Consider the following 13,270-nt stretch of genomic DNA (forward strand, 5'->3'; position numbering starts at 1 on the left):
GCATCCCGGTACCCCTTCATCCACGACTCACGCATGAGGATCTGGCCATGAAATCCGGAATCGATTCGATCAAGGTTGTACTGCTGGTGCTGTGCAGTTGGCTGGCAATGGCGGGCAGCGCCGGTGCCGCAGGCCCGGCCGGGCATTGGGACATTGGCCTGTACGGCAATCTGTTCGGCGCCCGCGAATACCAGGTGTGGGTGCCCGCCGGCTACGACGACACACAACCGCTGCCTCTGCTGCTGGTGCTGCACGGCTGCGTGACCGGGCCGAACCTGATGGGCGAGGCCTCGGGCTTCAACGATGTGGCCGACACCGAAGGCTTCATCGTGGTCTACCCGCGGCAGAACGTCACCTCCAATCCGGCCCGCTGCTGGAACTGGCAGCTGCCGATCAACCAGGCACGCGACAGTGGCGAGCCCTCGCTCCTGGCCGGCATCGTGGAAAAGGTGAAGGCGGCTTACAGTGTTGATCCGCATCGCGTGTACGTCACCGGCATTTCGGCGGGCGGCGCGATGACCTCGATCATGCTGGGCTGCTATTCGGACGTGTTCGCCGCAGGTGCCATCCATTCCGGTGGCATGTTCAAGGGCGCGACCACGATTTCCGGCAGCGCCTACGCACTGTTGGCCGGCAGCATCTACTCGCCGGACAGCAACGGTCGCCTGGCATGGCAGTGTTCGGGTTCGCCGTCGCCGCGACCGCTGCCGGTGCTGGTGTTCCATGGCAGCGCCGACCTCACCGTCAACCCGGTGAACGGGCAGCAGGCCGTGCGCCAGTTCCTGCAGACCAATGACCTGGCCGACGACGGCATGGACAACGATTCGGTGAAGTACGTGCCGACCAGCACCTATCACGGCCAGGTGCCGGGCGGCCGCGCGTATACCGTCGACACCTACGCGTACGGCGGCAGGACGCTGGTCCAGCACTATGTGGTGCAGGGCATGGGGCATGCCTGGAGCGGCAGCCAGTCGGGCCTGCCATTCACCGACCCGAAGGGGCCGGATGCCACGCTGATCACCTGGCTGTTCCTGAAGGACTACCAGCGCTGAGTGGTCGCCGCTGCAGCGTCAAGCCTGGCGGTCGAGACACCATGCTAGCCTTCCCTTTGGCAGGATTGCCTGACAGGGGGAAGGCATGGATACCCGGCGCCGAGATTCCATCGTATTGGCTGCATCCGGCATGCTCGCACTGGCACTGTCCGACAATGCGCTCGCGCATCCGGGCGGGCTCGACAAGCAGGGTTGCCACACCAACCGGAAAACGGGTGAGTATCACTGCCATCGAGGCGCTCCAGCCGCCCCTCGATACGTCGACACTCCGCGCAGCAGTTTCGCCCCTGCCCCCGCGCGCGGTTCCCGGGCATTTGCCAACTGCGCGGAGGCCCGCGCCGCCGGGGTTGCGCCGGTACGGCGTGATGATCCGGGGTATGGCCCGCACCTCGATCGTGACAATGACGGCGTGGGCTGCGAACCCTATCGAGGCCGCAGGTAGGGCATGGCCCACCTGGCTTCAACTCCCGTTTCCCCGGGTTCGTCGGCCATCGCCGGGAGTGGTCGCACGATCTCCCCGTATTGCAGGGATATCCCCTAGGCTGTTGTGATTGAACTGCAAGGATGAAAGCAATCATGAACCGCTGGATTTTCCTGGCATTGGCCACGCTCCCGTTCGCCGCCGGTGCCGTGGTCATCCGCGATGATGTTGACGATGCCAGGTACCGGATCGACGCATCGGTGTTCCCGGCACTGGCAGACATGCCGGGCGAGGGGCACGGCGTCCTGATCGCACCGCAGTGGGTGCTGACTGCCGCGCATGCCGCGCCGATGGAGGGGATGGATGCCACGATTACCATCGATGGGAAGGGCTACGGCGTCGAGCGTGTCTTCCTGAACCCCGGCTACCGGAGGATGCCCGAGGCGCTGGGCAAGGAAGCGATGGCAACCGGGAGCGCATCGAAAATCCATGCGTTTCTGGCAGCGTCGGACGACATTGCACTGATCAGACTTGCCGCCCCGGTGAGCGGTGTGCCGCCGGTCGCACTCTACCGTGGCGCCGACGAGGTCACGCAGGTCGCCTCCCTGATAGGGAAAGGCGCCACCGGCAACGGTGCCGTGGGGCTGGCGCCCGGCGGGCCGCATCGTACGACGCTGCGGCGAGCCTGCAACGCGATCACCGGCGGCAACACGCGCTATCTCTGGTACCGGTTCGATCCACCTCCGCAGGGCCTTCCCCTTGAGGGCGTGCTCGGCAACGGCGACAGCGGCGGCCCGCTGCTGATCAGTAAGGAAGGGACCTGGCAGCTGGTGGGCCTCGGCTCCTGGATCACCGCCGTTCCCGAGCATGCGCTAGAGGCGGGCTTCTATGGCCAGGTGGTTTACAACGTCCGCGTGTCCCGCTACCTCAACTGGATCGAAAGCATCATCGAGCGTAATGCGTCACGTTAATAGTGCATCCGGGCAGCCTTCCGCGCAGGTGTTCGCCCGGTCTCAAGTCATGCGACGGGTGTTCGTATCCTTCCCGCCATGGCCTCTTCTTCGTTCAAATTCCCTGCGTGCATGACCGCCTCCCGGCCATCCGGGTGGGTGCAGAGCGGCGAGCGCTGGGATCTGTGGTTGAACGGCCGTTCGGTGGCCCGTATCGTGCCGCATGCCGCGCTCGGGTTCCGCCTGTACCTGGACGCACGCAAGATGTCACAGGCCAAGGTCGTGTCCGCCACCAGCACCCGTCAGGCCAAGCGCTACGCCGAGCGCTGGTGTGCTGCACGGCTCTGCCCGCAGTTGCCTCTGCGCGATGCGGTGGCGCGGTTGGTGGCTGTTGCGCCCGGCGCGGGCGCCGTGCCCTCGCAGGTGCTGACGCGGGAGCAGCGGCAGCAGGCCCGGCGCCTGGCTGAAGCCGGGGCAGGGGAGATGGGGCGGATCAAGGAAGCGCTGGCACCAAGGCCGCGCATGATGGCCGCCAGGCCCGAGGTGCAGGGACGAGGTGGAACCTGGTCTGTACCCGGCCAGGTTCCATCCTCCCCGCGCCGAAACGGGAACACATCCCCAGCCAGGACTACGCCGAGAGCTCCTCACGCACGATCCGGGCCCCTTCGCTGAGCGCACGCAGCTTGCCCCGTGCCACTTCACGGGCCAGCGGCGCCATGCCGCAGTTGGTGCTCGGGTAAAGCTTGTCGGCATCCACGAACTGCAGGGCCTTGCGCAGGGTGTTGGCTACTTCATCGGCGGTCTCCACCGTGCTGGACGCCACGTCGATGGCGCCGACCATCACTTTCTTGCCACGCACCAGCTCGATCAGGTCGATCGGTACGTGCGAGTTGTGGCATTCCAGCGAGATGATGTCGAGGTTGGAGGTCTGCAGCTTGGGGAACGACTCTTCATACTGCCGCCATTCCGACCCCAGCGTCTGCTTCCAGTCGGTGTTGGCCTTGATGCCGTAGCCGTAGCAGATGTGCACGGCGGTCTCGCACTTCAGTCCTTCGATCGCACGCTCCAACGCGGCTACGCCCCAGTCGTTCACTTCGTCGAAGAACACGTTGAAGGCCGGCTCGTCGAACTGGATGATGTCCACGCCAGCGGCTTCCAGCTCCTTTGCTTCCTCGTTGAGGATCTTCGCGAATTCCCAGGCCAGCTTCTCACGGCTCTTGTAGTGCGCGTCGTACAGCGTGTCGATCATCGTCATCGGGCCAGGCAGTGCCCACTTGATCGGCTGCGTGGTCTGCCGGCGCAGGAACTTCGCATCCTCCACGAACACCGGCTTCGGACGGCTCACTGCGCCGACCACGGTCGGCACGCTGGCATCGTAGCGGTTGCGGATGCGCACGGTCTCGCGCTTCTCGAAATCAACGCCGCTGAGGTGTTCGATGAAGGTGGTGACGAAGTGCTGCCGGGTCTGCTCGCCGTCGCTGACGATATCGATGCCGGCATGCTGCTGTTCCTGCAGGGACAGGCGCAGGGCATCCTGCTTGCCTTCAGTCAGGCCTTCGTCCTGCAGCTTCCAGGGCGACCAGAGCTTTTCGGGTTCTGCCAGCCAGGACGGCTTGGGCAGGCTGCCGGCGGTGGAGGTAGGGAGCAGTTTCTTCGTCGACATTGCGTCTTGTTTCCTGGGGGCGAATGGAAAATCGATGGATCAGCGGGCAGCCCACTGCTCAAGCACGGCGCGATACGGCTTGATGAAGTGTTCTTCGGTGAACTTGCCCTGCTTGACCGCCAGCTGGCTGCGCTCTTCGCGGTCGTAGACGATGCGGGTGGACGAATAGTCCTGGTGCTTCAGGCTGGGCTGGTAGACCTTGCCGGCCACAGAGTTGGCGTTGTAGATCTCCGGGCGGTAGATCTTCTGGAACGCTTCCATCGTGCTGATGGTGCCGATCAGTTCCAGATTCGAGTAATCCCCCAGCAGGTCGCCCTGGAAGTAGAAGGCAAGCGGCGCCACGCTGCCCGGTGGCATGAAGTAGCGCACCTGCAGGCCCATCTTGTCGAAATACTGGTCAGTGGGAGAGAACTCGCCCTGGCGGTATTCCACGCCCAGGATCGGATGGTGGTTCTCGGTGCGGTGGTAGGTCTTGCTGCTGGATACGCTGATGCAGATCACCGGCCCCTTGCTGAAGTTGGCACGGTAGGCGTCAGACTCCAGGAAGTGCTTGAACAGCTTGCCATGCAGGTCGCCAAAGCCTTCCGGAATGCCGAAGGTGGCCTTGCCCTCGTTGCTGGCCGGCAGCACCACGCTGAAATCGTAGTCGCGCACGTAGGACGAGAAGTTGTTGCCGACGATACCCTCGGTACGCGCACCGGTCTGCGTGTCGACAATGGTTGGGCGCAGGACCTCGATCAACGGGAACGGATCACGGCCATCGCTGCCGTCGATGTGCATCTCCACCGATATGATGTCCAGCTCGACCGCATAGCGATCCGCGCTCGGGTTGTCCCAGTGCGCCAGATCGTTGAAGCGGTTGTTGATCATGCTGATCGTGTTGCGCAGGTTCTCCTGCCGGGATGCGCCGCGCGCCAGATTGGCGAAATTGGTGGTGATGCGCGTGCCATCGGCGGGCTGGTAGTCCTCGTTGAAGGGGATGCGCGTGATGCTGAAGGTGAAGGTGTCGGTCGTCATGGGCGGCGTTCCGTGTTGCGGGGTGGCATCCGGATGCGGGCGAGGGCATCCGGCATTCAAAGCGCTGCGGCGGCCTCAAGGGCGGTGGCACGATGGCGGGGCAGCGCCAGCAGCGGCATGGCCCGCCGTACCGCCAGTCGCGCCCGCTCGATCAGGGCGTCGCTGTGCACGCGGCCGTCGGCGAAATCGCGATCGGTGGCGTAGACACCCAATGGCAGGGTGCGCGCCTGGAAGAAGCTGAAGAGCGGGCGCAGCTGATGGTCGATCACCAGCGAGTGGCGCTCGCTGCCACCGGTGGCGGCCAGAAGGATGGGGGTGTCGACCAGTGCGTCCTGGTGGATGAAGTCGAAGAAGTGCTTGAACAGCCCCGTGTACGAACCGCGGTAGACCGGCGTTGCCACCACCAGTACGTCGGCCTGTTCAACAGCAACCAGCTGCCGCTCCACAGCGTCGGGCAACTGTGAGCGCCACAGTGCGCCGGCCAGCTGCGGCGCCAGCTCGCCCAGTTCGATCAGGTGTTGCTCGCAATGGATGTCCTCGCCGATCAGGTCCAGCAGATGCTCGGCCAGCGTGGCGGCCCTGGAAGGGCGTTGCAATCCGCCGGAGACGGCGACGATTCGAAGGGGGTGGGCAGGTGAAAGCATGACCCGATCCTAGTCAGTGCCTTCCATGACGTAAAATGGTATTACTTCACCAATCCATGAGCGAGATTCATCGTCATGCTGGAACGGATCCACCTCAGCATCGTGCAGCAGGTTGAGCAGCAGGGCTCGCTCACCGCCGCGGCCGGCGTGCTCAACCTGACCCAGTCAGCCCTGAGCCACAGCATGAAAAAGCTGGAGCAGCAGCTCGGCACCGATGTGTGGCTGCGCGAAGGCCGCAGCCTGCGGCTGACCCAGGCCGGGCAATACCTGCTGGCAGTCGCCAACCGCGTGCTGCCGCAGCTGGACCTGGCCGAGGAGCGGCTGGGCCAGTTCGCACAGGGCGAGCGCGGCGCGCTGCGCATCGGCATGGAGTGCCATCCCTGCTACCAGTGGCTGTTGAAGATCGTCTCGCCGTACCTGGCGGCATGGCCGGACGTGGATGTGGACGTCAAGCAGAAGTTCCAGTTCGGCGGCATCGGCGCGCTGTTCGGCTATGAGATCGACCTGCTGGTCACCCCCGACCCATTGCTGAAGCCAGGCCTGAAGTTCATTCCCGTGTTCGACTACGAGCAGGTGCTGGTGGTGGCCAGCAACCACGCCCTGGCCAAGGTGGACTACGTAAAGCCGCGCCAGCTCGGCCAGGAAGTGCTGATCAGCTACCCGGTGCCGTTCGAGCGCCTGGACATCTACAACCAGTTCCTGCTGCCGGCCGGCATCACGCCGCGGCGCCACAAGGCCATTGAAACCACCGACATCATGATGCAGATGGTGGCCAGCGGCCGCGGCGTGGCTGCCATGCCGCGCTGGCTGGTGGAGGAGTACGCCACGCGCATGGACGTGGTGCCCGTACGGCTGGGCGCCAAGGGCATCCCCAAGCAGATCTACCTGGGCGCGCGCGAGGCCGATACCGGTATCGACTACCTGCAGGCCTTCATCGAACTGGCCCGCAACAGCTCGCCGCTTGCCGGCAATGCACGCGAGGCGCGCTGATGCCGGTCGGTACCTCAGCGCACGCGGAAGCCTTCATCAACGCCTTTTCACTGGAAGTCAGCGCGAAAGCCATGCCTGCGCTGCGCGCCGAGGCGGCCCGCATACCGCGCGGCACAATCATCTCCATTCCCTGGCTGGCCAGCGAGGACGACGACGCACGCCTGGCCGCCGCATGCGCGGTGCGCGAGCTCGGCTTCGAGCCGATGCCGCATCTCTCCGCGCGGCGTATCGGGTCACACGCAGCGCTTGAACGCTTCCTGGAACGTACCGCCGGCGAAGCCGGGGTCGCGCGTTGCCTGCTGATCGCGGGTGACCTGGCCACGCCCATCGGACCATTTGCAGACAGCGCGTCGATCATCGAGACCGGCCTTCTGGAGCGACACGGTATCAAGGTCGCCGCCATCGGCGGGCATCCGGAAGGCCACCCGGTAATGAGCAGTGACGAACGCTGGCAGGCGCTTCAACACAAATGCCAGCGCATAGAAGCACGCGGCATGGCCCCCTTGATCGTCACCCAGTTCGCGTTCGATGCCGATACCGTGCTGACCTGGCTGGATGCACTGCGCACGCGTGGCATCACCGTTCCGGTGCTGGTCGGTGTGCCGGGTCCGGCCAGCATCACCCGCTTGCTGCGTTATGCGGCGATGTGCGGCGTAGGCGCCAGTGCATCGATGCTCGCCCGGTATGGCATCTCGATCGGCCGCCTGCTCGGAACGGCGGGGCCGGAGGTTTTCGTCGATCGCCTGGTGAAGGGGTTGACCAGCGCGCATGGCCAGGTCAGTCCGCACCTGTTCCCGTTCGGCGGTGTTGCGCCCTCGCTGGAGTGGATCGAGCAGTACCGGCAGCGTGGTCGCGGTGCGCGCGGCGTAATCCACGAAGACTGACAGCTGTCACTGGTCGCCATTGGGGCGGAAGCGAATAGTGAGCGCCAAGGCGAGGGCCCCTCGCCACCGCTCACCAAGGGACCGCTCATGTTCGTCGGCAAGTACTGCCGGTACCTGGCCTCGTTGCGGATGGATGCGGCAGGCAAGGGGCTGGAAACCGCAGGCTGATTGACCTGGTAGTGCCGGCCGCTGGCTGGCTTCCCCATGCAGCGTTGCGCGGGGCTGGCGCAGGCGTCACGATGCCCGCCACTGGCCAACACCGGAAACGCTGACGTCATGAAGACCACATCCTGGTTCTGGATCAACGTGGCCAGTCACTTCGGCATTGTCGCAGCCCTGGCTTGGCTGCCCGCACGGTGGACGGGGCAACTTGTGGAAGCCCTGGCCGGGACTCAGCCGGCTATCGGCGACACCCGCCATTTGGCCTTCATAGGCTCCATGTTCGGCTTCTGCGTGACCGCACTGATCCTGATGGGGGTGTTGACTGTCACCGGCGAACTGCTGGGTTTCTCCAGGCCCTATGCGCGACGGTCGGAGGCCCAGAACGAAGCGCAGGCCGTCCACCGGAAGGTACTGCTGACTGCATTCGCCACGCTCTCATGGGTGGCCGTGGGATCGCTTGCAGGTATTGCGTCGATCTTCGCGGCCTCGTCATGAAGGGCGACCCTGTCAGCGCCCAGTGTGCCGGAACGGATGGGTGCGTGAACTGCGGGGCTGCTCACGCCTCCCCACGCCACTGGCTCATCAGCATCTGCAGGAATCGCTCCGCCGTGGGCGAGAGCAGGGCGCCGCGGCGGCGGACGATGCCGATCGTGCGTGACACCACCGGGTTGCCGATCGCGCGCGTCACCAGGGTGGGGTGATCCCCATCTGGCGTAGCCATCTTCGGCAGCACCGACACCCCGATGCCCGCCTCGACCATGCCCAGTGACGTCGACAGGTGGGTCACTTCGTAGTGCCAGCTCAACTTGAGGTTCTCGCGCGCCAGCGCACCATCCAGCAGCGTGCGGTTGCCGCTGGTGCGATGCACGGTGATCAACTGGTGCTCGGCCAGGTCGGCCCATTCCACCTTGCGCTTGCGCGCCAGCGGATGATCGCGACGGCACGCCAGCACGAACGGGTCCTCTGCCAGTACGTCGAAATCGAGATTCGGATCGTTGGCGCCCATGAAGTTGATGCCGAACTCCACTTCGCCACGTTCCACTGCCTGCAGTCCCTCCGTGGCCGGGATATCCAGAATGCGGAAGCGCACGTTCGGGTGCGCTTCGTGGAAACGCGCCATCACGCTGGGCAGGAAGTAGAACGCCGCCGTCGGCAGGCAGGCGATGGTCACTGTCGCGCCGCGGGTGTCTTCGCGGCCGCGCAGCGAGAACAGTGATCCATCGAATTCCTCCAGCATGCGGCGCACCAGCGGCAGCAGGTTCTCGCCGACAGCGGTGGTACTGACGCTGCGCGTGGTGCGCTCCAGCAGCGGCGACCCCACCGCCTGTTCCAGCTTCTGGATCCGCCGGCTGAGTGCTGGCTGGGAGACGTGAAGGATTTCCGCGGCCCGATGAAAGCTGCGTGTCTCCGACACCAGCAGGAACGCACGCAGATCGAGGATTTCGCAATTGATGCTCATCAGGTATCAATCATCAAAAAATCAGCAATTCACAGATCAATTGGGGTCATGCCAGTATCGAATCACAGAGGGGTCATTCATCCCCTATACGCATCAATCTAGCACACGTATGTCCAACGATCTGCTCAGCATTCCCTGCGTGCTCATGCGCGGCGGCACCTCCAAGGGCCCGTTCTTCCTGGCCAGCGACCTGCCGGCGGACACCGCCGAACGCGATCGCCTGCTGCTGGAAGTGATGGGATCGGGGCATCCGCTGCAGATCGATGGCATCGGCGGAGGCAACGCGCTGACCAGCAAGGTGGCGATCATCGACCGCTCCAGCCGTCCGGACGCCGATGTCGACTACCTGTTCGCCCAGGTACGGGTAGAGCAGCAGGTGGTGGATACCTCGCCCAACTGCGGCAACATGCTGGCGGCGGTGGGCCCGTATGCCATCGAGCGGGGGCTGGTGCAGGCTCAGGATCCGCAGACCGAGGTGCGCATCCACAACGTCAACACCGGCAAGCTGATCATCGCGACCGTGGAAACGCCGGGCGGTAACGTGGTCTACCGCGGCGATACGCGCATTGCCGGCGCGCCGGGCTCGGCTGCGCCGGTCAGGCTTTCCTTCCTTGATGCCGCGGGCGCCCGCACCGGCAAGCTGCTGCCCAGCGGGCACGCGCAGGAATGCATCGATGGCGTCCCGGTCAGCCTGGTGGACTGCGCTATGCCGATGATGTTGGTGCGTGCCCAAGACCTGGGCGTACGTGGTGATGCTTCGCCCGCCGAACTGAACGCGGACGCGGCGTTCATGCGCCGGCTGGAAGCGCTGCGCATCGAGGCAGGTGCCCGCATGGGCATCGCCGACGCCGGCAACAAGGTCATTCCCAAGCCGGTGCTGCTGTCGGCGCCGCAACAGGGGGGCGATCTGCAGGTGCGCTATTTCATGCCGCACCAATGCCACACCGCACTGGCCATTACCGGCGCGGTCGGCCTGGCCACCGCCGCCGTCACGCCGGGCACGCTGGCCCACACTTTGGTCGGATGCCTGTCCGTTCCCGGCAGCATTACCCTCGAACATCCGAGCGGGGCCCTGGAGGTGGGTCTCAGTCGCAGCTCGGGCGATTCGCCGGTGATTGCCAGCGTGGTCCGCACCGCACGCCGGCTGTTCGACGGTCGGGTATATGCAACGTCGCCCGCGCATGCCACGGCCAGTAGCACCCAAGACCGCCAATGGACGTCAGCGGCATGATCTGAAACCGGCTGGGTCGGCACAGGCGTGCCTGCCCCGCCACCACAACGTAGATGCTTCACTCCTGGGAGGGATGATGTACAAGCAGTTCTTGATGGCCGCGCTGTGCGCGGCTGGTCTGGCCGCGGCCGGATGCAGCAACAGCGGGCGCACCGAAGGCGCATCCGCCGGCGGTGGTGACAATGCACCGGTACGCATCAGCGTCGGCTCCTACAACCTCAACAACCTGCCGTTCTTCATCGCCGACGCAAAGGGCTATTTCAAGGATGTCGGTCTCGAAGTGAAGACCGAGAACTTCGCCCAGGGCGGCTCCAAGGTACTGCAGGCGCTGGTGGCCAATTCCACCGACGTGGCCGTCGGCTTCTACGACCACACCATCCAGATGCAGGCCAAGGGCAAGGACGTGGTGGCCTTCGTACTTCTCTCGCGCAATTCGGGGCTGGTGATGGCCGGCCGCGAGGATGCCAGCTTCGATCCGGCGCGACCAGAAACCATCAAGGGCCAGAAGGTCGGGATCACCGCGCCGGGCTCATCGTCGGACTTCTTCGTCCGTCACTTCCTCGCCCAGCATGATATTCCGGCCGACAGCATCTCGCTGATCGGCGTCGGCTCGGGCGCCGCAGCGGTCGCCGCGCTGGAGCAGGGCAAGATCGACCTGCTGGTCAACTACGACCCGGCCGCCACCCTGATCACCGAGCGCAAGGTCGGGAAGATCCTCCTCGACGCGCGCAGCGATGACGGCGCCCGCCAGGTCTATGGCGGCCTGTACCCGACCTCGGTGATGTACGCCAACCAGAGCTTCCTGGACAAGCGACCGGAGGCGGCCGCGAAGATTGCCCGGGCCGAGCAGATGGCGCTGAAGTTCATCGCCGACAACAGCGCCGAGGAGATCGTCGCGGCCCTGCCGGACAGCTACGTCTCCGGCGACCGCGCCACCTATGCCCGCGCGGTGGAGAACGCCCGCGCGATCTTTACCCGGGACGGTCACTTCACGCCGGCCGACCTGGAAACCCCACTGAAGGTGCTGCGCGAGTTCAACACGGATGTGGCCAAGGCCAACATCGATCTGTCCAGGACCTACACCAATGCCTTCGTCGAGCGTGCCAACGCTGCGGCGCCGGCGGCCCAACCGTAAGCGGAGGTAACCCCATGGCCCTCAATGCCACCGTGCGCCAGCTCAACGGCGCGCCGCAGCTGGAGCCTGCACAGACCATGGTCGCCCTCAACAAGGTGACCATGTCCTTCGGCGAATTCACCGCCGTGCGTGATGTCGACATCCAGGTGGGTGACGGCGAGTTCCTTGCCATCGTCGGCCCGACCGGCTGCGGCAAGAGCACCATCCTCAATTCCGTGGCGGGTCTGCTGAAGCCGTCTTCCGGGCAGGTCAGCATCGACGGCCGCACCGTCAGCGGTGTGCAGGAGTCGGTCGGCTACCTGTTCCAGCAGGATGCGCTGCTGCCGTGGAAGACGGCTTACCAGAATGTTGAACTCGGCCTGCGCTTCCGCGGCGTGCCCGAAGCCGAACGCAAGGCCAAGGCCAACGCGTGGCTGGCCAAGGTCGGCCTGGCCGGTTTCGAGCATCGCTACCCCCATCAGCTGTCCGGTGGCCAGCGCAAGCGCGTGCAGATGGCGCAGGCGCTGATCGTCGAGCCGAAGGTGATCCTGATGGATGAACCGTTCTCGGCGCTGGACATCCACACCCGGCACCTGATGCAGAACGAGCTGCTGCGCCTGTGGCAGGAGGACCGGCGCTCGGTGATCCTGATCACCCACGATCTGGAAGAAGCGATCGCCCTGGGGGATCGCGTGGTGGTGCTGTCCTCCGGCCCAGCCAGCCGCGTGGTGCGCAGCTTCGACGTGGATCTGGAGCGTCCGCGCAATGTGGCCGAGATCAAGCTGGATGACCGTTTCACCGACCTGTACCGCGACATCTGGGCCTGCCTGCGCGGCGAAGTGGAGAAGAGCTATGCACGCCAAGACTGACAAATTCATCCAGCTGGCCCTGGTAGTCGCCGTTTTCGGCGGCTGGGAAGGCGGTATCGCGCTGGGCGTGATCGATCCGTTCTTCTTCCCTTCGCCAACAGCGATCGTGCAGCAGGCCTGGACCTGGCTGTCCGATACCTCGTTCTACCAGCACGTCTACATCACCCTGACCGAAACCGCGCTGGGCTACATCATCGGCACCGGCCTGGGTGTGGCTGGCGGCGTGTGGCTGGGCCTGAGCCGACGCTCGGCGCGTATCCTCGACCCCTTCATCAAAGGCTTCAACGCAATTCCGCGCGTAGTGCTGGCGCCGATTTTCGTGTTGTGGCTGGGGCTGGGCCTGTGGTCGAAGGTGGCGCTGGCGGTCACCCTGGTGTTCTTCACCACGTTCTTCAATGCCATGCAGGGCGTGCGCGAGGTGAATCCGGTGGTGCTGGCCAATGCCCGCATCCTGGGCGCAAGCCGTAGCGACCTGCTGCGCCATGTCTACTTCCCTGCAGCAGCCAGCTGGATCCTGTCCTCGCTGCGCACCTCGGTGGGCTTCGCGGTGGTCGGCGCGATCATCGGTGAGTACCTCGGGGCCTCGGCGGGCCTGGGTTACTTGATCGCGCAGGCCGAGGGCAACTTCAATGCCGTGGGCGTGTTCGCCGGCATCATCATCCTGGCCGCCTTCGTGCTGGTCATCGACGCCCTGCTGGACGTGGTCGAGAACAAGCTGATCACCTGGCGTCCCAACGCCCAGGCACAGGCCACCAGCTGAACCGGCCGCGCTGAGCCGGCCCGCCGCGCCGCCGGACCGATCCGGCGGCGCGCA

At 65.2% G+C, this 13,270-nt stretch carries 15 protein-coding genes; 11 read left to right on the forward strand and 4 right to left on the reverse strand.

Annotated elements, in window-relative coordinates:
* Positions 1-47 precede the first annotated feature (47 nt).
* From G5A07_RS00340 to G5A07_RS22350, 4 genes are all read left to right on the forward strand, one after another.
* Positions 48-1,052, forward strand: a complete 1,005-nt coding sequence (locus G5A07_RS00340; protein WP_191862315.1) for a PHB depolymerase family esterase — start codon at positions 48-50, stop codon at positions 1,050-1,052.
* Between the two features lie 130 nt (positions 1,053-1,182).
* On the forward strand, positions 1,183-1,494 hold the full coding sequence (locus G5A07_RS22555) for an excalibur calcium-binding domain-containing protein (protein WP_316248764.1): 312 nt from the start codon (positions 1,183-1,185) through the stop codon (positions 1,492-1,494).
* Positions 1,495-1,628: 134 nt separating this feature from the next.
* The gene (locus G5A07_RS00350) at positions 1,629-2,444 is read left to right on the forward strand and encodes a trypsin-like serine protease (RefSeq protein WP_191862317.1); all 816 of its coding nucleotides are present in this window, start codon (positions 1,629-1,631) and stop codon (positions 2,442-2,444) included.
* Between the two features lie 78 nt (positions 2,445-2,522).
* Positions 2,523-3,095: a hypothetical protein gene (locus G5A07_RS22350; RefSeq protein WP_262405764.1), complete on the forward strand. Its 573-nt coding sequence runs from the start codon at positions 2,523-2,525 to the stop codon at positions 3,093-3,095.
* On the opposite strand, the gene G5A07_RS00355 is transcribed toward G5A07_RS22350, so the two are convergent.
* The 3 genes from G5A07_RS00355 to msuE are packed head-to-tail and all read right to left on the reverse strand — an operon-like array spanning position 3,052 to position 5,747.
* Positions 3,052-4,086, reverse strand: coding sequence for a methionine synthase (locus G5A07_RS00355; protein ID WP_049433748.1), 1,035 nt, complete (start codon positions 4,084-4,086; stop codon positions 3,052-3,054). The genes G5A07_RS22350 and G5A07_RS00355 overlap by 44 nt on opposite strands.
* 39 nt (positions 4,087-4,125) lie before the next feature.
* A complete protein-coding gene (locus G5A07_RS00360) occupies positions 4,126-5,103 on the reverse strand; it encodes a DUF1852 domain-containing protein (protein WP_109814153.1) in 978 nt (325 codons plus the stop codon).
* A 56-nt stretch (positions 5,104-5,159) separates the two neighbouring features.
* Positions 5,160-5,747, reverse strand: a complete 588-nt coding sequence (gene msuE, locus G5A07_RS00365; protein WP_043395912.1) for an FMN reductase — start codon at positions 5,745-5,747, stop codon at positions 5,160-5,162.
* Positions 5,748-5,822: 75 nt separating this feature from the next.
* Here msuE and G5A07_RS00370 point away from each other — a divergent pair, with 75 nt between their 5' ends.
* The 3 genes from G5A07_RS00370 to G5A07_RS00380 all read left to right on the forward strand — a co-directional run bounded on the left by G5A07_RS00370 (position 5,823) and on the right by G5A07_RS00380 (position 8,278).
* Positions 5,823-6,737, forward strand: a complete 915-nt coding sequence (locus G5A07_RS00370) for a LysR family transcriptional regulator (protein WP_019337726.1) — start codon at positions 5,823-5,825, stop codon at positions 6,735-6,737.
* The gene (locus G5A07_RS00375; RefSeq protein WP_019337725.1) at positions 6,737-7,621 is read left to right on the forward strand and encodes a methylenetetrahydrofolate reductase; all 885 of its coding nucleotides are present in this window, start codon (positions 6,737-6,739) and stop codon (positions 7,619-7,621) included. The genes G5A07_RS00370 and G5A07_RS00375 overlap by 1 nt, the downstream gene beginning before the upstream one ends.
* 276 nt (positions 7,622-7,897) lie before the next feature.
* Positions 7,898-8,278 carry a hypothetical protein gene (locus G5A07_RS00380; RefSeq protein ID WP_019337724.1) on the forward strand — a complete coding sequence of 127 codons (381 nt, stop codon included), beginning with the start codon at positions 7,898-7,900 and terminating at the stop codon, positions 8,276-8,278.
* 61 nt (positions 8,279-8,339) lie between these two features.
* On the opposite strand, the gene G5A07_RS00385 is transcribed toward G5A07_RS00380, so the two are convergent.
* Positions 8,340-9,242: a LysR family transcriptional regulator gene (locus tag G5A07_RS00385; protein ID WP_010485668.1), complete on the reverse strand. Its 903-nt coding sequence runs from the start codon at positions 9,240-9,242 to the stop codon at positions 8,340-8,342.
* A 109-nt stretch (positions 9,243-9,351) separates the two neighbouring features.
* Here G5A07_RS00385 and G5A07_RS00390 point away from each other — a divergent pair, with 109 nt between their 5' ends.
* From G5A07_RS00390 to G5A07_RS00405, 4 genes are all read left to right on the forward strand, one after another.
* Positions 9,352-10,473 carry a 4-oxalomesaconate tautomerase gene (locus tag G5A07_RS00390; RefSeq protein ID WP_019337723.1) on the forward strand — a complete coding sequence of 374 codons (1,122 nt, stop codon included), beginning with the start codon at positions 9,352-9,354 and terminating at the stop codon, positions 10,471-10,473.
* A 76-nt stretch (positions 10,474-10,549) separates the two neighbouring features.
* Entirely contained in the window at positions 10,550-11,608 is a 1,059-nt protein-coding gene (locus tag G5A07_RS00395; RefSeq protein ID WP_191862318.1) for an ABC transporter substrate-binding protein, read from the forward strand.
* A 14-nt stretch (positions 11,609-11,622) separates the two neighbouring features.
* The gene (locus G5A07_RS00400; protein ID WP_143993698.1) at positions 11,623-12,456 is read left to right on the forward strand and encodes an ABC transporter ATP-binding protein; all 834 of its coding nucleotides are present in this window, start codon (positions 11,623-11,625) and stop codon (positions 12,454-12,456) included.
* Entirely contained in the window at positions 12,440-13,216 is a 777-nt protein-coding gene (locus G5A07_RS00405; protein WP_005409726.1) for an ABC transporter permease, read from the forward strand. The genes G5A07_RS00400 and G5A07_RS00405 overlap by 17 nt, the downstream gene beginning before the upstream one ends.
* The last annotated feature ends 54 nt before the right edge of the window (positions 13,217-13,270 follow it).

The organism is Stenotrophomonas sp. AS012628 (genome assembly GCF_010608305.1).
Taxonomy (GTDB): domain Bacteria; phylum Pseudomonadota; class Gammaproteobacteria; order Xanthomonadales; family Xanthomonadaceae; genus Stenotrophomonas; species Stenotrophomonas geniculata.